General features: G+C 47.8%; 13 protein-coding genes. 8 read left to right on the forward strand and 5 right to left on the reverse strand.

Annotated elements, in window-relative coordinates; all coding sequences use genetic code 11:
* A partial coding sequence (locus PBA01S_RS17525; protein WP_255315384.1) for an RHS repeat-associated core domain-containing protein occupies positions 1–4,287 on the reverse strand: 4,287 nt, incomplete at its 3' end.
* Between the two features lie 45 nt (positions 4,288–4,332).
* Positions 4,333–7,398, reverse strand: coding sequence for an RHS repeat domain-containing protein (locus PBA01S_RS17530; RefSeq protein WP_255315385.1), 3,066 nt, complete (start codon positions 7,396–7,398; stop codon positions 4,333–4,335).
* 571 nt (positions 7,399–7,969) lie between these two features.
* On the opposite strand from PBA01S_RS17530, the gene PBA01S_RS17535 reads away from it, so the two are divergent.
* The 8 genes from PBA01S_RS17535 to PBA01S_RS17570 all read left to right on the forward strand — a co-directional run bounded on the left by PBA01S_RS17535 (position 7,970) and on the right by PBA01S_RS17570 (position 15,168).
* Complete coding sequence (locus PBA01S_RS17535) at positions 7,970–9,433, forward strand: potassium/proton antiporter (protein WP_127576435.1); 1,464 nt, start codon at positions 7,970–7,972, stop codon at positions 9,431–9,433.
* 99 nt (positions 9,434–9,532) lie between these two features.
* Positions 9,533–9,892 carry a hypothetical protein gene (locus PBA01S_RS17540; RefSeq protein ID WP_127576436.1) on the forward strand — a complete coding sequence of 120 codons (360 nt, stop codon included), beginning with the start codon at positions 9,533–9,535 and terminating at the stop codon, positions 9,890–9,892.
* 92 nt (positions 9,893–9,984) lie between these two features.
* On the forward strand, positions 9,985–10,401 hold the full coding sequence (locus PBA01S_RS17545; protein ID WP_127576437.1) for a hypothetical protein: 417 nt from the start codon (positions 9,985–9,987) through the stop codon (positions 10,399–10,401).
* A gap of 479 nt (positions 10,402–10,880) precedes the next feature.
* Positions 10,881–11,591 (forward strand): lantibiotic protection ABC transporter ATP-binding protein, encoded by a 711-nt coding sequence (locus PBA01S_RS17550; RefSeq protein WP_085279599.1) that lies wholly within the window; start codon positions 10,881–10,883, stop codon positions 11,589–11,591.
* A gap of 1 nt (position 11,592) precedes the next feature.
* Positions 11,593–12,324 (forward strand): lantibiotic immunity ABC transporter MutE/EpiE family permease subunit, encoded by a 732-nt coding sequence (locus PBA01S_RS17555; protein WP_085279600.1) that lies wholly within the window; start codon positions 11,593–11,595, stop codon positions 12,322–12,324.
* A 1-nt stretch (position 12,325) separates the two neighbouring features.
* A complete protein-coding gene (locus tag PBA01S_RS17560; RefSeq protein WP_085279601.1) occupies positions 12,326–13,090 on the forward strand; it encodes a lantibiotic immunity ABC transporter MutG family permease subunit in 765 nt (254 codons plus the stop codon).
* 33 nt (positions 13,091–13,123) lie between these two features.
* Complete coding sequence (locus tag PBA01S_RS17565; protein ID WP_016314429.1) at positions 13,124–13,783, forward strand: response regulator transcription factor; 660 nt, start codon at positions 13,124–13,126, stop codon at positions 13,781–13,783.
* Positions 13,774–15,168 carry a HAMP domain-containing sensor histidine kinase gene (locus PBA01S_RS17570; RefSeq protein WP_127576438.1) on the forward strand — a complete coding sequence of 465 codons (1,395 nt, stop codon included), beginning with the start codon at positions 13,774–13,776 and terminating at the stop codon, positions 15,166–15,168. Before PBA01S_RS17565 ends, PBA01S_RS17570 begins: the two co-directional genes overlap by 10 nt.
* 114 nt (positions 15,169–15,282) lie before the next feature.
* Here the strand turns inward: PBA01S_RS17570 and PBA01S_RS23380 are convergent, their stop codons facing one another.
* The 3 genes from PBA01S_RS23380 to PBA01S_RS17590 form a co-directional block, all read right to left on the reverse strand.
* Positions 15,283–16,014, reverse strand: coding sequence for a CPBP family intramembrane glutamic endopeptidase (locus PBA01S_RS23380; RefSeq protein WP_127576439.1), 732 nt, complete (start codon positions 16,012–16,014; stop codon positions 15,283–15,285).
* Between the two features lie 688 nt (positions 16,015–16,702).
* Entirely contained in the window at positions 16,703–17,029 is a 327-nt protein-coding gene (locus tag PBA01S_RS17585) for a DUF2269 family protein (protein ID WP_255315386.1), read from the reverse strand.
* A gap of 6 nt (positions 17,030–17,035) precedes the next feature.
* On the reverse strand, positions 17,036–17,650 hold the full coding sequence (locus PBA01S_RS17590) for a TetR/AcrR family transcriptional regulator (RefSeq protein ID WP_127576440.1): 615 nt from the start codon (positions 17,648–17,650) through the stop codon (positions 17,036–17,038).
* Positions 17,651–17,964 lie beyond the last annotated feature (314 nt).

The raw sequence follows: 17,964 nt of genomic DNA on the forward strand, positions 1-17,964 counted from the left end.
TTTAAAATGCCCGCTCGGATCCACATAAATCAACGGATTATTCTCCACATACGAATACCGGTTCAAACTTAGCGGATTCGCGATGCTGCCTTGGTATGGGTCCTTGGAGACGAATCTGCCCGCGTTCGGATCATACCAACGAGCTCTAAGATATTGGAGATCCGTCGTGTTGTCCCAGTATTCGCCCGAATAACGGAAGATGTTCGGAACCGTCTCTTCTTCAGTTTCCGGGTTGCCCCAGATGTCGTAAGTGTAGGTGTTGAGTTGGTTGCCCTGGCTGTCAGTCAGGCCAATGACGTCGCCGTGACCGTTGAGTTGGTAATACTGCACCTCGCCACCGGCCTGGTCCACGCGAGACCATAAACGTCCGCTCAGGTCGTAGATATAAGTATACGTTACGCTTGGCGTGCCTCCGCTAACCTTGGCTTCGGCGATTAGCTTCGCGTCCTCATCATAATAATACCGGGTCCGGTTGGTCCCTTCCACACGTTCATAGAGTAAGCCGTCCCCGTTATAGACATAGCTCACTTCTTTGCCATCTTCCAGTTTTACCTTCGTTAATCGGTTCAGGCTGTCGAAGGTGAAGTTCGCATTCGTCAAGCCTCGGAGTTCCCGGCCTTCCACGGTTAACTGATTGCCGCGTGCATCATAAGCGTACCGTTTGTTCTTTAACCCGCTTTCGGTCTGAATTCGATTCAACGGATCATAAGTAAAGGTATCGACAGCACCGTTTTGCATACGGCTGATGATGTTCTTGTTAAGGTCATATTCATACCTAAACGTATGCCCGGTAGCTACACTCATCTTGGCCAAGCCATATGCCGCTTCGGTTACGGTCGCGGCATTTTCTTTTGCGTTTACAGCCGCTTTCTTCGCAGCAGCCGCAGCACCAGCGGTGACTGTCATCTCCGTCAAATCATAGCCATCGTAGCCGTAAGACGTACTTGGTCCGTTAGCTGACGCACCTTCTTCCAGCAACCCGTTGGCCTTGTAGTCAAAAGTAATACGATCGATTTCTGCCAATGCCGTTGAGGCAGCAGTTAACGCAGACTTCCTAGTCCCCGCTGCATTTCTCACGACACCTAATGTGCTGACCCGGTTCATTTTATCTAACGTGTAGCTTGCGCCTGCTGCTTTTCCGGTGGTGTCCGTCAGCGTATACCCCGTACGCATTTGTTTATTGTAGGTATAATCAATACGCGTGCCATCCGGATACTGAATGGACATTAAGGATCCATTCAGCGGATCGTAGCTGTATACCGTACTCCCCGTGACATCGGTCATCCCCGTACGACGCCCCATCGCGTCATAGGTGTACTGAATCGTTTGATCCGGTGCCTGGATTTTTGTAAGCAAGTTGTCGCTGTTATATTGATACTCCGTAAACCGGCTTGAATGGTCTAACGATTTAATTAGATTCCCTCTTGAATCATAAAAATAAGCCTCCACCAAATGTTCTTCATTCATTTGGCGAATCAAGTTGCCCGCTTCGTTGTACTCTTTTTCCACGTATGTGTTATCTGGGTACTCGATCTTGATCAAATCGCCGGCCAAGCTATACGTATATTTCGTAACACGTTGCTCCGGATCGGTTATCGCCACAAGACGTCCTAATGCGTCATACTCATAAAGGGTTTGCTGCCCCTTACCGTCCGTCACGGACAGTGCATTTCCTTCCAGATCGTAAGTAGCTTGTTGCAATGGGGTAAACGCACCGTTCTTCCATTCTTCTACGGCTATAGTGTTCCCCAGCAAATCCAGCTTCTGTCGTTGCTTAACTCCTGCAGGGTCCGTGTAGGTTATTGTGCGATTCACCATATCATAGCTGGTATCATCCTGCGAGCCGTCAGCATAAAGCGTTTTTGTGAGTCGGTTGAACCCGTCGTAAGTAAATCTCGTGACGTTTTGTTCGGCATCGATTTGCTGGTCCAAGTTCCCTGCTTCATCGTAGGTGTATTCGAAGATGGCGTCATCCACCACTTCTTTAACCAAAAAGCCAAACGGATCATATTTCTCCAAGGTGACGATACCTTCCGGCCCGGTTGTCGTGACGATATTATGGTCATCGTCATATTGAACCGTGGTCTGGGTCTGATCGCTGTACAGCGCCTTTATGACTCGTCCAAGTGCATCGTACGTGTAAGTCGTGACAGCTCCTGCTTCATCTTCCGCCGTAAGAAGATCCCCTGCGGCCGTATAAGTAAAATTCTGCTTCGTTTCGGTGTATGTTCCGTCAACCGCATGAATCACCATCGATTGTTTAGTAAGCAAGTGCTTCCCGTAAGGAGATGCATAAGAAAAGTTAACTGTATTCGTCCGCTTATCGTCCTTGATCTTCTTTACTAACGGATTGCCGTAATTATCATATTCCCAATCCGTTTGAGACAGCAGCTTGCCGGTAGCGCTATTTTCTCTTACCGAGGATTGAGACACGCTTCCCCGTTCATTGTATTGGAAACGATGGATACGCTTTTGGCCATCCCTGATCTTGGTTTGAACCTGATTCGGCAGAGACCAGAAGTAAGGAGCGGAGGAACCGGCATACTCGTAAATCATCTCTTGTCCGGTACTCCAGTTTTCCGATAACACTTGTCCCTGTTCATTGTATCGATAGGTTGCCGTAAGAGGCTGCGATTCGCTGCCTCCTTGCGAATAGCTCTCCGTGACTTGCACAGGCACATTCCAGCCCGTCACATCATCATAACGAAATTGCCGCTCAAATCCCGTGGTTGCTTCTTCACTTCTCTGCTCATCAAGATACAACCGATCCGGCTGACCGCTGCCCAGAAAAGCCTTCCGAAATTTCAACGTATCTGTGGTTCGAGCTTCCTTAATCGTCGTGGTCCAGGCTGCGGCCTGCCCAAAGCTGTTCAAGTCTTCACCGGAATAACTAAACTCCACAGGGCGGAGGACAACATCTCCTAGCGGTGTCGAGTAGACATTTTTGCGCTCCTTCGCTTTAAAAACAAAGTCCGTTGCATACTCACCAATTTGCTTGCGAGCAGGTACGTAATCGAACTCAGTCGTTCCTGAAGCAGGATAGATCACGCGCATTAACAATGCCGAGCGCTTTACCGGCTGCTGCACCTCTTGATCCTTTAAAGCCGCCAAGAAATTATAACGAGATTCCGGATAGGTATAAAAATACTTGGTACTCCGGCCCAACGCATCTTTAACCTCTTTTAATACAGGTTGGCCGTTATCAACTGTCGTGTAGTACTCCATCTTCCGATCCGTACCCGTTTGGGCTACCGTAACCTGACCGGCTGCATAGGCAAAAGTCAATTCATTGCCGTCACTGTTCTTGATTCGAGACAGGACTGTTGCGTTATTTTGGGCTGTATAGTAGAACTCAACCTGATTCCCATAGTTGTCAGCAATCAGAATGAGGTGGCCTGAAGCGCTGAAATAATACTGATTCCCGTTCAGCACCGAAACCTTCGTATCGCTAGTCAGACCTCCAACCGTCTTGGTTGCGTCCGCGGTCAGCAACAGGTCATTCCATGGATACCCTTGCAGCTTCAAATCATCCGATAACGAATAACGCCCAATCCCCGGAAAATCCAAAATCCGCGTACCTTCCCGTTCTTCAATGAAAGGAAGCCCCCATCTCCAGCCCCGGCCTAGCGCAGATTCCCGCTCTTCCCGGCGGGCTGCTGTACGGTTCACATAAGCTCCATTTTCCAATGCCACGCCGATTTCCTCACTGGCCCGCGCACTTTCATATATACGCGTTAGCCAAAAAGGAAGCGCCCCGGGCAGAGTTAAATCCGTAGCAAGGAGCCTCACGTTGCCAGTAGCAGCGTCAACCGAATCCTCGGCATAACCCATTTCATACATCGAAGATTCATCCAGCAGCGATAGTTGTTCGATAGCCAATTGATCGTAATCGTCAGCAGCGGCGAATACTACTGGAAGGCTGGACTTCTGCGCCGAAGATTCTTTGGCCTGCCCGGACGTTGGGAACAAGTCCGCAGCTTGTTCGATCTCCCACGCGGGCCTGAACTGAGAAATGGCCTTTTCATAACCGTCCTTTCCGCCAAGTAATGCCTGATAAATCTGATAAAGTGTATATCCTTTGGACAACTGCTCATCTATCCAGTTTTCACGAACGTCAAATTGACGAATGATCCCGGATACGGTCAGGAATTCAGTGGAAGCCGAGGAAGCGGTTGTTGAATTATCCGTTCCTCTGTGATCCGCAGAAGCGCCAAAAGACACGGCGTCCAATAAGCCCGTGCTAATCAGTGATATAGATAGCACCAGACCGATGACTTTCTTAAACATCCTTAATCACCCCGTGAGTTTCGTTTTTGGTTCAATGTCGACACATTACTGGAACGGAAAGACTTTTTTCGTTCGATATTTCAAATTCCCATTCGGGTCATAGTCGTAAATCAACTTGTCTCCAGTTGGAAACAAAATCTCAGTAAGCCGTCCATCCGGACGATAGTTGAACTTTGCTTCTGGAAGCACCGTCATGATCGACGCCATTAGCTGCAGTTCAAGCGGGAGAGCGTTCTCCTCTTCAAGTTTCAAATAGTACGTCTTGCCGGCCTGAAGATCGAATTCCAGAACGGTGTAATCGAGTCCGAACTCCTGCTCATTCTCGTTGCTCGAGGCAAGCGCCGTACGCAAATTCGGTTGATCGTACAACGTAAGGATCGGTTGAATCGCAAAATTTTGCAGCTCTTTGGTTGCAAAACGGTACCTTCCTGTTTCAGGAGCTGTAAATCGGTAATAGCCGCTCTGTCCGGCTTGTTTGTACACGTATAAAACCTGACGATGCAGCAAGTCCTCAAACACGTACTCCTCTACGTGCACAAATTCGAAGTTGCGGTAAGGAGCCGTGAAAAGAACCGCGTTAGCCGAAGTCGTCTTCACTTGGATCGTCCCACCTGCTGGTACATCGTACGAGGTCGCGGTTTGATTCCCTTGCCGGACGATGTTTCCATAGGCATCCAGAATCGTGAAGTCAAAGTACCGGTTAGCCGAAATGTTAGCATTGGTCGTCAGCTTTGCCTCAAAGTTGCCGATGTTTTTAAATCCGATCCGTTGTTCCGGTTCCAGTACACGTTTCAACAATGCCGGTTCTGCACTTGGGCTTGCTTGAAAAGCTTGTCCATAGGTGAAGGTTACGGCTCGATCCGTAGTTACCGTCACCACAACCTGGCTGTTCGCGGGTACGGAGAGATTACCGTCCTGATCAAACTTCGCTGTATCTGGCATACCGTCCGCCCGATAAATTGCGTAGTCGTACCCCGTACCCAGACTAGCCTTCGCATCGCTGGTCAAGGTCTGAGGGGAAGCCTGCAAGTTGGTGAATAGATAGCTTTCGTTTTGGTACAAAGTCACCCGTTTAACCGTCGGATCCTCGCCCGCCGTGCCTGTGAACGAGGTATATACCGCCCCGAACGTAATCGGAGCCGCCAGCGGAGTTACCGTAATGGTGTAGCCTGCTGAAACTTGCACAGACGTGTACCGGCTTGCGCCTTCACTATGCACGGTTCCATCCGGACGCCGGATGACATAGGCAAATTCATTTGTATTCATGGTGGCGTTGCTATACAGGAATTCTGTTTCATTGCTTATATTTTTATAGGTATAAGCATTACCCGGAGCAACCGTAGCCCGAAGCAATGCAGGATTTGCCGAAGAAGCTACTGTGATCGTGTCCGTATAAGAGATCTTCACCGGACTTGCAGATTGACCAGTAATAATTGCATACCCTCCGGCAGGAATCGTCACATTCCCTGTTTCTTCAAACGATACACTATAGACACTGCCGTCAGCGCGGTAAACGGCGGCGTCATAGATGCCTCCAACATCCCGCGCATCACTGTTGATAACAATCGACTTTGAGCCTGTGTTGCTAAACGTATAAGACTCACCTAACCGAACGATTTGTTTGGAGATCGCCTCCCCCGGTTTGTCCTTCCACGAGAACAGGCGATAATTTGCACCGAAGGTTACCGGAGCCGAAACTGCCGTAACAACAATCGAGTTCCCACTAGATACCTGCGGGTCTGTATACGTATTTTCCCGTTTTCCTTGCTGCGTTCCGTCTGGATAGTACTCCACCCAATCAAATCGGTTGCTGGAGGTTGCATTGGACCGCAATGTACGAAGGCTTGAAGAGATATTCGTAAATTCGTAGCTCTCGCCTTGCGAGAGAGTTACCCGGAAGTGAGACGGCTCCGCACTGACTTCAGCAGAAAAATCGTCCGTATAATCAAAGGTTACAGGGACCGACCCTTGCACGGTAATGATCGCAAACCCGCCGGGAGGCAGCTGTGGTGTACTAATCGAATCAAAGCCCTGGGAGTAGTAGCTGCCATCCGCCTCATAAACGGTATAATCGTACAGGCCATCCACCTCTCTGGCATTGTTATTCACAGGATTACGAAGTGTGCCATTATTGGTAAATTTGTAAGAAACACCTGGAGATAATGTTACTCGGCTAATAGCGTCATCCTGGCGATTACCGCCCATAAAGGATCTGTACGGACCCCCAACCCGGACCGGATTATCGGTAAGAAGAGTTAGCGTCATATACCTTCCCACGGCTACCAAAGGCATGGTCGAGGTATTCGTTCCCCGTGAGGTTTCCGTACCATTCGCGTCATAAACTACATAGTCAAATTTGTCCTTGGTGGTTCCAGAATGTTCAATTCGATCCGATTTCGTACCTACGTTTGTAAACTTATAGCTCTCTCCCGGATACAGCAGCACACTGTCATAGGCTGGTTCATCCGTTTCATACCCAATGAAGCCTTCGTAAGGGACACCTATCGTTACTGGTTCTTCTGAGGCTCCGGTTAAAATAATCGAATCACCCACGCTGAAGGAAGGCTTGGTATATGTGTCAAAACTTGACTTCTCTAGGGACCCATCTTCTTTATAAACCGCGTAATCGTAACGTTTCCCGTTTGTTGAAGTCGCGTCACTCATAATAGATCGACCTGCATAAGCTTGATTGGAAATGAAGTAGCTCTCTCCTCGGCGTAACGTCTTTTTTAACAGGGCAGGAACCGGGGAGTAAGCATATGAAAGTTCCGAATTAAAACTGACCGTCAGAGGATAAGGATAATCCACAGTAATGACCGTGGTACCCCCTTTGGATAGCACGCTTGCACTGCCAGTATGGGCGAGATCATCATAAGTTACCTTGCCTTCACTGTTGTAAGAAACATAATCATAGCGAATATCATTGCTGGATTTGGCATCCGTTGTAATCGAGATTAAGTTGGATGTATCGTTTGTAAATCGGACGCTCTCCCCCGGATAGATGACTAATTCCGTCTTCTCAGCAGCGAGTAGATAAACGCTATTCGTTACGGTATATACATCCTTCGTCACGGATGGGCTAGAATTGTGTTCAACAGGTGGCTTTACCACCCCAAGGGAATTCCAGCTGGATTCTCCTTCTGCCCTTAACGATACCGGCCCCAAACTTCCTAAAAACAACAGGGCGACAAGACAAGTTAATATTGCTTTGCTCCTCCTCATACAATTTCCCTCTCCTTCCATATTAAGGATTTTTGATTCATATCTCTTATCGGATCTCCTATTTAGTTGATAAATAGGAATATTGTACCTACATGTTCTTAGCTCAACTTCATCACCTCCCTTCCGAACCTTGCTCTTCTCATTGCAGTGCCCTTAATTGCAATAAAAAAAGAACCACGATAAATCTATCGCAGCCCTACAAAGTTAATGTTATGTGACCGACACTAACATTTTATTCTTTATCATCCAGCTCTATCGGTCTATAAGCGGACATGCAAAGGACAGAAGGCGGTCGAATAACGGACAGTTTTGTATAGAAGATGACTTATCATGGATCTATCTATGGATTAAATCAACACATAAGGTCGAAAAAATCCGTACAAGGCATATAAATGAATTGTCGAGCTCCATAGGCGAAAGGTAAAATATAGTTATCAAGCAGATAAAGGAAGGTGATCGTTTGCCCTTTACCATTGACAATACGATTCTTCTCTTCTCCCTGCTGTTGTTCATCGGAGTGTTTACCACCAAGTTTTCCTCGCGGCTCGGCTTGCCTTCCCTCGTATTCTTTATTGCTGTCGGCATGATCCTAAGTAAGTTTATTTACTATGACAACGCCGTGATCACCCAGCTCTTTGGCATCATGGCACTGATTGTCATCTTGTTTGAAGGCGGGCTGCAAACCAAGTGGCAGAACGTCCGCGGCGTATTGGCTCCTTCCTTGTCGCTGGCGACCCTCGGGGTTGTGCTGACCACGCTTGTCATCGGGGCCTGCGCGAAATACATCCTGGATGTCACTTGGCTGGAAGGTATGCTGTTTGGTTCGATCGTCGGTTCAACGGACGCCGCGGCTGTATTTGCAGTGCTCGGCGAGAAAAATATCAAGCAGAAGCTCACCTCCACCCTTGAGGTCGAATCCGGGTCGAATGACCCGATGGCTGTCTTTTTAACCGTCTCAGTCATCCAGCTGATCCAATCCCCGAACGCTAGTATGTTCACGATGATTTTGAGTTTTTTCTGGCAGATGGGCTTGGGGTTGGTGATGGGCTTGCTCTTAGGAAAAATCGCGGTTTGGTGCATCAACAAAATCAACCTCGATTCCTCCGGGCTGTATCCCGTGTTAGCGATGGCTTTTGCGATCTTTACCTACAGTTCCACATCCCTGCTCAAAGGGAGCGGACTTCTTGCCGTCTATGTCATGGCGATGTGGGTTGGTAACGCCGACCTCACCTACCGCCACTCCATCTTCCGGTTTAACGAAGGCTTTGCCTGGATGATGCAAATCCTCATGTTTATACTACTTGGACTTCTGGTCTTCCCCGCTGATCTCATTCATATCATCTGGCAAGGCATGGCGTTATCCATCTTATTGATGTTTGTCGCTCGGCCGATCGGCGTCTTTCTCAGTACGATGTTCATGAAATTTAACGTGAAAGAGAAGCTCCTGATCTCTTGGGCCGGACTGCGCGGTGCAGTGCCGATCGTGCTGGCCACTTACCCACTTATCGCCGGCGTTGAAGATGGCCACCTCTTTTTCAATGTTGTCTTCTTCGTTGTGTTGACCTCCGCTTTAATTCAAGGGGCGACGATCTCGCCTTTAGCAAATCTTCTAGGCCTGTCCGAGGGCAAGAAAACCATAGTTCCACATGCACTAGAGCTGGTATCTATGGGCAAAACCAATCACGAAATTGTAGAAATCCAAGTCAGCGAAAATTCTGCCGCAGACGGACAAGAGCTCAGGCAGCTGAAAATGCCGCAGGATTCGTTAGTCAACGCCATTATCCGCGACCAGAAAATGATCACCCCAAGAGGCCACACCCGCTTGCAAGCCGGGGACACCTTATATGTTCTGGCGCGAAAAGGACAAACCGATGAGATCAAAGCGCTGTTTCATGAGCAGGTGTTTTTGCAGGAGAGTAGTTGAGAGAGGGAACAGAACATCTGTGAAGAAATGACTTGGTATCCATTTTTCTATGCCTTATACTTGAATGTGATTGTTAATATTTGGGAGGGCATAGATGGAATGCAGAAATACAGTAATATCATTTGCAGTTTGATTCTCGCTGCTGCTTTTCTAGGAGGATGCTACATCTTAGCTGAACGGGGAGAGGACAAGTCCGAGGAGGAGGTTCATGCCAAGACGGATATCGCAAATAAGTCGATCTTAACCGAAAGTGAATTAGCCGATTACCTAGGCATTCCCATGAGTGACCTGCAGGACCTTCTGGAGTTGGATCGGAAGAAAAGAGAAAATTTACAGGGCACACGCTCATATGATACTTACTCGATTTTACCTAGTATGGTCTTGCCTAACCGGAGTCATCTCTTCTTGAAGAGCGAAGTAGATAAATGGGTGGAGTATCAAATCATGCAGGGATTGTGAGGCGGGAAATTTTGAGGAGAGATAAGAGCGTTGGCACCCCAAAAAAAGATCCAACAGAAGAGAAAAAAGGGCATAGATGGGCACTAACGACTATGAAACGAAAAACTATGCTGCTCTTGATTCTCCTTGGGATTCTCGCCATGATCATACTTTTTCTAAACGTGTATCCCACGCTGGTCAGAAACACGAAATATGATCTCCAGCTCGGCTTTGTCCAAAACCAAGAATTCCCTAGAATCAACGATCCTTCGGATCATTTTAAGAACGAGGCCCGGCTTATCGCCATGGCCATCTATCCGGACAAGAAGGAAAGCTTACGGCAGGCTCAGTTATATGTCACCAAACGCGGAGACAGCGAAATCCTTCAGGTTGAGAACATGAGAGAGACGGCGGACTTAGCAGCCTTTGAAATGCGGCTGAACAATCTGCAGTGGGAACCCGGAGAGTACACCTTGTACTTCAAACGCGGCACGGATATTCAGAAGAAGCTTGATTTTACGTTGGAGTAAAGTCTCGAAATGCCCATTTACTAGATTTATTGATATAATATGGTTGTACAACAGACTTGGGTGGGGAAGTATCGCCTCCAGAGCGGAGGTGATGCTCATGCAATTTTCGTTATCGGAAGTGCTTATGCTCGGCATGTTCGTGCTAGCTTTGCTCACTTACCTGCATAAACGAAAATAACCCGCCCAGGTTAGCGCCAAGGGTGCGGGTTATTGATCCAAACACTTTGGAGGTTTCCCACCCAAAATGTTGTACCGGGAGTCGGATGGCCGTCCGGCTCCTTATTTCTATCCTAATCATATCACGCCTGTTTCATTCCTGCAATTTTCCAGCTCACCCTTACAAATCCCGATGAAGCTTGATTTTACGTTGGAGTAAATCAAGCTTCTTTTTTATTTCGAATTAGCTCCGCAATCCTTATCAAATTCTTATAATTCCCCCTTACCATAGGTTCCAGAATGGATGAAAAGGATGAGTACACATGAACAACAACCTTATTCTGCAGACGCAGAACCTATGTAAAAGCTTTAAAGGGCAGCAAGCCGTCCGTAACGTCTCGCTCGCGATTCAGGAGAACTCCGTGTACGGATTGCTGGGACCCAACGGTGCTGGGAAATCCACCCTGCTTAAAATGCTGACCGGCATGCTGCGGCCGACTTCCGGTGAGATTCAATTTCTAGGCGCCCCCTGGTCGCGCGAGCATTTATCCCAAATCGGCGCTCTTATTGAGTCACCTCCGCTCTACGAGAATTTAACGGCCCGCGAAAATCTCAAAGTGCGGACTACACTTCTTGGGCTGCCGGACACTCGCATCGACGAAGTGTTGCAGACGGTGGGTTTAACGAACACTGGGAAAAAACGCGCCGGCCAGTTCTCCATGGGAATGAAGCAGCGGCTGGGGATCGCCATTGCCCTGCTCCACCGCCCCAAACTGCTGATTCTTGACGAGCCCACCAACGGTCTCGATCCGTTTGGCATTCAGGAGCTGCGCGAGCTGATTCGCTCTTTTCCAAAGATGGGGATCACGGTTATCTTGTCCAGCCACGTCCTATCCGAAGTAGAGCAAATCGCGGATCACATCGGCATTATTGCCGGAGGCGTGCTGGCTTATCAAGAGGCAGTTACTCCGGGAGAACATCTTGAATCCCTGTTCATGCAAATTGCTCGTGAGCACCAGAAAGGAGAGCAATAAGATGCAAGCTTACCTCCGTGCAGAATTTCTTAAAACCAAACGAACTTTTACGAGAAAACTGACCTGGCTAGCCCCTCTGCTCACCTTGCTGCTATGCGCGGTATTGATGGGCGGACGCTTCTTTCAAATCGCCAGCTACAACTGGTGGTATACCCTTTTGCTTCCCGGAGCGCTCACTTTGATGTGCACGGGTGTAATCCAAAAAGACAGCAAAAAGCTAAAATATCGAGCGATCCTCGGATTGCCGGTGCCTCTGCCCAAGATTTGGCTCGGTAAAATCGGCGTGATCGCCGGGCTGTTATTGGTTTCCTCGGTCATTTTAATGCTCGGGATTGCATTTAGCGAGCTAGTCTTCCCTGGTGGATTGACTTTAGCGGATCACGCTTTGGGCAGCTTGCTGCTCTTTCTGACCTTCCTTTGGCAGATCCCGCTCTGTCTGTTCTTAACCGACCGGATCGGCATGTTTGCTACGATGATCGTGAATGTGCTGGGGAACATCGCCTGCAACGTTCTGTTGGCTACGACGGCGTATTGGTGGGCTGTGCCCTATGCGATTCCGTCTCGGCTGATGTGCGCCGCGATCGGCGTGCTTCCTAACGGGTTGCCGGTTCCCGAAGGTGATGCCTTATGGGACAAGAGCGTTATTTTGCCAGGGGTGTTGATCACGCTTAGCCTGTTCTTCCTGCTGTGCATCTTGACGATGCGTGTATTCCGCCATCGGGAGGCCAAGTAATATGAGCACCTACTTCCGTTGTCTCCGATCTGAACTTATCAAGCTCCACAGACAACCAACCCTGTGGGTGCACTTGCTCGTCCCGCTGGCCGTGATCGTGGTTTTCTTAGGTTATTACGCCTATACTCCGTTTACGCCAGCTTCTAAAGTGAGCGGTTATTTGCAGGTGCTTGCGGTTTCCTTTCCAACGATGATCGGTATCATCTGTGCCATCGCTGCGGACCAGGAGGCTGCCGCCGGAAACTACCAGCAGCTTCTCACCCTGCCGAACCGCCTTATTGCCCTGGCTGGTAAGCTGACCGTGCTTCTCCTGCTGGGCTTAGGCAGTACAATTCTGGCTTCGGTGGGGTTCGGAGTTGGCTTCCTGTATTTATTGTCTCAATCTCCGTATGGGCTCACGTTCTATATCGAAGCCGCGGGGCTCCTGTTCGGAAGCAGCTTGTTTCTCTATGCTCTGCACCTCTACGTGGGTCTGCGCTTTGGCAAAGGGGCATCCATCGGTCTTGGGATTCTGGAGAGCCTCGTGTCTGCCCTTCTGCTGACCGGTCTTGGGGACCATAACTGGATCTATATCCCTTGCGCCTGGGCTGCCCGGTTCGTTAGCCTTTGGATGCAATATGGGGTCGCGAACACTGCCTCCCTCCCGATCCCGGCGAGCTCTTTGCTTGAACCCGGAATCCTTACCTGTCTTACAGGAACCTTGGCAATCATGGTATTCTTAGGAGTGTGGTTCCGGCGATGGGAAGGTACGAGATCGCTGGACTAAACTTAGATCTCATCAATAAAGAAGGGATAGAACATGGCCCATATTCTTGCGGTAGATGATGATCCAGCCGTACTGACCTTGATTCGGAATATTTTGCAAAAAGAAGGACATCTCGTCACAGCTCTCTCCGCTCCTTCTGATGTGTTAACGCTGCAATTGGGAAGCTTTGACCTGATCGTACTGGACGTGATGATGCCGGAGTTGGACGGGTTCACCCTCTGCCGGCAAATTCGCAGCAAGGTCGACTGCCCCATCCTGTTTCTGACTGCCAAATCCATGGAAAATGATCTGGTGGAGGGCTTAAGCATCGGGGCGGACGATTATATCATCAAGCCGTTTGGCGCAGGCGAGTTAAGGGCGCGAATTGCTGCCCACCTCCGCCGGGAAAGCCGGGAACGGCGCAGCGTTCTCTTAATCGGCGAAGTACATTTCAACCTGTCGGGCAAGGAGATGCGGGTGCGGGATACCCTCATCCCGTTGACCAAAAGCGAATATGCCATCTGTGAATTTTTGGCGTTACATCGGGGGCAAGTGTTCTCGAAGGATCAGATTTATGAATCCGTGTTTGGATTCGATGGAGAAAGTGAAGTTTCTACTATCGTCGAGCATGTCAAAAATATCCGTGCCAAGTTAAACCAAATGAACGTGAATCCGATTGAAACCGTATGGGGGATAGGTTACCGATGGAAATAGCCCGAGTCATGCCAGGACCGAAAGAAACCAAGCTGCGTACGCTGTTTCTTAAATATTTAGCCGCCTTTTGTCTGGGAACGATTGGGCTTGCCCTATTGCTAGCCTTGATCTTTATGGGGTTGCTGTTCTCGGGAGTCGTTCTCCCAGCAGACTATGCCGAGAAGCAGGTGGAGGACGTCAAGTCTCGTCTCACGGCGGGACAGGAGGTACGGCTAGACTCGCCCTCTGCGTTGTACCAATATGCGAAGTACACGGTGGACGGGAAGCTCCTGGAACACAGCTTATCCGCCAAGCAAAGTGAGACGGCGTGGAAGCGTATGGAGGACGGTCAAGCGAGAGGTTACTCTTTCCTATATCATTATACGAAGGTGACGCATGGCCAAGAGGTCTATATCTTCCGGTATTCTCTTGCAGCCCAGTTTAACTTAGAGCCCCTGCGCCGCTTGATGCCTAGTGCGGAACTGGCCTTTTTTGTGCTGTTCTGCATTCTCTTTCTGCTTCAAGCCGTTCTGTTGGCCTCATCGTTTGGACGAAAGTTAGCTCGCAAAATGAGCGGACTCCAGGAAGCAACCCAGCGCATTCAGGAGCAGGAGCTGGACTTCGCCATCCAATACAGCGGGATTGCTGAAATTGACCAGGTGCTTCGGTCCATGGATCAGATGCGGGATGCCCTGAAGAACTCGCTGGAGCAGCAATGGAATCTGGAGCGCCGCCGCCGGGCTCAAATCTCAGCGCTCGCCCATGACGTCAAAACCCCGCTCACCATCGTTCGCGGCAATGTTGAGCTCCTCTCGGAAACGGAGCAGTCGGACGAGCAACGGGAATACACCGAGTATATCGCCCAAAGCGCCCGTCAGATGGAGGCTTATATCAAGACCTTGATCGAAATCACGAATACAGAGACGACGGCTTCCTATCAGCCCGTAAACCTCGAACTGAAGGAGTTCATCCATACGCTCGAAGCGCAGATGCAAGCCCTCGCCGCAGTTAAGGAACTTACCGTCGAAGTCCACTTCGTTGGCGCACTGCCGGACGAGCTCAATGCCGATCCGGGTTTGTTGGAGCGCGCCCTCATGAACGTCATCGCCAATGCCATGGACCATACCCCGGCGAAGAGCAAAATCACGCTATCGGTGGAGGCTGCAGGCGATCGGATTCAGTTCCGCGTGACTGACGAAGGTCCGGGCTTCTCGCCCGAAGCGCTCAAGTACGCCACCGAACAATTCTATATGGGCGACCCCTCCCGCCGAAGCAACGGACACTACGGCATGGGCCTCTATATCACCCAATTTGTTGCCCAATTGCATGGGGGTAAACTGCATCTCGCCAACTCTCAGGTGACCGGCGGGGGCGAGGTGACGATGGAAGTGACGATGTATCCTTAAATTTCTTACATGGCTCCCCCTCCTGGCTGTGCCCAGGAGGTTTTTATTCTCTCCATAATTAAGTCACTTCAATTCTTGCACCAGTTTTTAATAACTCGCTCAAAAAAAGTTCCATTAATTATTAAAAAAATCAATTAATCCATGTGCAATTGATGGGGCAATGATGTTTTTCGTCCGAGAATAAATGAATACAAAGATTAGATGCATTAAACCTTTCAACAATAGATCGAACCAGTCGTGTGTTATAAACTCATAAAGGCTCATCTCGGATCGGACCATATGAAAAGGAATATGTAGGATTGCGAACATAAATGAACCTGTAAAAATTGCAAGGTATTTATTACTAATAAGAGTAAAAATTCGTGTTTGAAGATATCCCCGAAATATAACTTCCTCGGCAAATCCAATTATAACAATATAATATATAAGTTGTACCAGCGCATTCCCTAGGCTAAGTTGAATAGTATAATTCCCTTTTAAATATCCAAATATCGGTAATGCATTTAATGGTACAGCAGCGATTAGTCCAATAATAATAGATTTAAGTATCTTGAATTTAGTAATTCCAATGGTCGATAGAGAATGCCCACGAAATAATAAAATCAACATAATAGGGAGTAATTGAAATACGAACATGGGAACACTTAGTATAATTCTTAATAAACTAATATTATTAATATATTTGGACGTCTCATACAATAAATTCGTGCTGAACATCATTAACCCAAACAGATACGTACACGTCATTAGATACACATAATACAAAATCAGAATAATACCATCTTTTTTATTCACATTTATGGTATCTTCATAAGAAAATAGATTGAGTCGTTTCTTCACTTCCATTAGATCTCCTAAGTAGTTATTTTTCTGTCTCAACTATCAAAATTATTTTCTGATACTAATCTAATTTTCTAGCTGAAACTAACAGTTCACTGGTTATGGGATTTATATTTAAGTTTGGAAACGTAGACTATAATTTTCTGTTATATTCACAGCATTGTTTATTTTTCCATTACTTATTTGTAGAACTCGGTCAGTACTATAGATGATTTGTTTGTGATGTGTTGTATAAAGAATAGTCGAGTCATTACATTCTCTACGAAAGTTTCCCCATACGATTTGTTCTGTCAAATCATCGAGCCCGGAAGTAGGCTCATCCAATATGGTATTTAATCCTTCAGTTTTATCAAATAAATATTCTAATTTGACCTGATTTAATACCTTCCTAATATTATTTATATCAATCTGTTCTTCTTTCAACCCATAGGTAATATTTTCTAATAAGCTACCTCAAAAATAGAACTTTCATCTAGCATAAATCCTATTGTAGTTTTTTCACTACTTTTATTCTCTTCCATTGATATTGTTCCTTGGTACTTATATGAAGCGAATCTGTTCGCCAAGCAGCGTTTCCCCAACCTGCGGATGCTGGCGCGTTTCCACCACAATATCCATATTCAAGCTGCCAATGACCGCCACTTTCGGTTTATTCATCGCACTCTATCCTTCCTGAAAATTGGGTATCTTTATCTTATTTAGGATCAAACGCCAACGTCGAGTCTCTGGCGATCAGCCAAATCAATCCGCTCACGGCAAACAAGCCCAGAGATAAAGTAAGCCAATTCAGCCCCGTTAATGAGTAGCCCATGCCGCCTGTCATCATGCCGCCAGAAAGGACGATCAGGACCAGTCCAGGAATCGTAAAAATATAATCCGCGACCATCACGTTCTTAGCCGCATTGTGCATAATTTGGGGATTCCCGGTCCGGTCTGCCCGGCTCTTCCAAAATGCCGCCGTGATGATATTTCCCACCATCAATAAGACACCTAGTACATGCAAGGTTAACCATAATCCCACAACCGATCACCCTTTCTCTTCCCGTTCTCTAACGGGGCTCAATATGTTCGTCATCAGTGAAGTTAAGTCCTGTGCATTAACCAGCGCGTGCACGTTCGGAATTCTTGCACGAATTCGGAATCCCAGCGTCATCAGCGTGAACAACTCAGCCGTTTTGTCCGCCTCAACGGTTTCGGGAATAACGCCGTGCTGCTGACCCGTTTCAATCCAGAGCTGAGATAAGTAAACGGTCCGCTCATAATACTGCTTCAGAGCCTCTGCAACGGTCGGGTCCTCTTCCTTGCCAAACAAATACACAAGCACTTTGTTGGTCACATTCTGCGGGTTTTCGAATTCAACAATGCTGTCCTTAATCTTCTGCATCGGATCATCAAAGTTCCGCCGGCCTTGCTCAATCTCATGCATGAAGCGTCGGTTCGTTTCTTCAAGCCCTTCTTGCAGGATCAGAACAAAGATGTCGTCCTTGCTGTTGACATAATGGAAAATCGCGCCTTTAGACAGGCCAGATCTGCCCACAATGTCCTGCATCGTAATCGAATGGCATCCCTTCTCCCGAATCAACTCTTTCGTTGCATCGATTAGCCGTCTTAACGTCCGCTGTCTGCGCTCCTCCTGTTTCAACTCGAACCCTCCGGAAAATTCTTCAAATTTGATGTATCTTCGTTATAAATACCGACCGTTGGTTTGTAAATGGGTGAAGTAAATTTAGAATTCAGACTTAAGGGCTATACCTCAAATAGATGACACATTTTCTTACTTCCTGCCACTGCATCGTAACCCCTCCTCATACAGTAGTTTAATATACTTCGGGCTTTCCCTAGCATTGCTAGATCTTGTTGCAAAATTAGAAGTTTCTTTGACAAATCATCTAATACATTTACTAAATTGGAATATATAGTAATATATTAAAGGGTTATTTTCCAAATTGAGGTCGA

It is taken from the genome of Paenibacillus barengoltzii NBRC 101215 (genome assembly GCF_004000745.1).
Classification (GTDB): Bacteria; Bacillota; Bacilli; order Paenibacillales; family Paenibacillaceae; genus Fontibacillus; species Fontibacillus barengoltzii.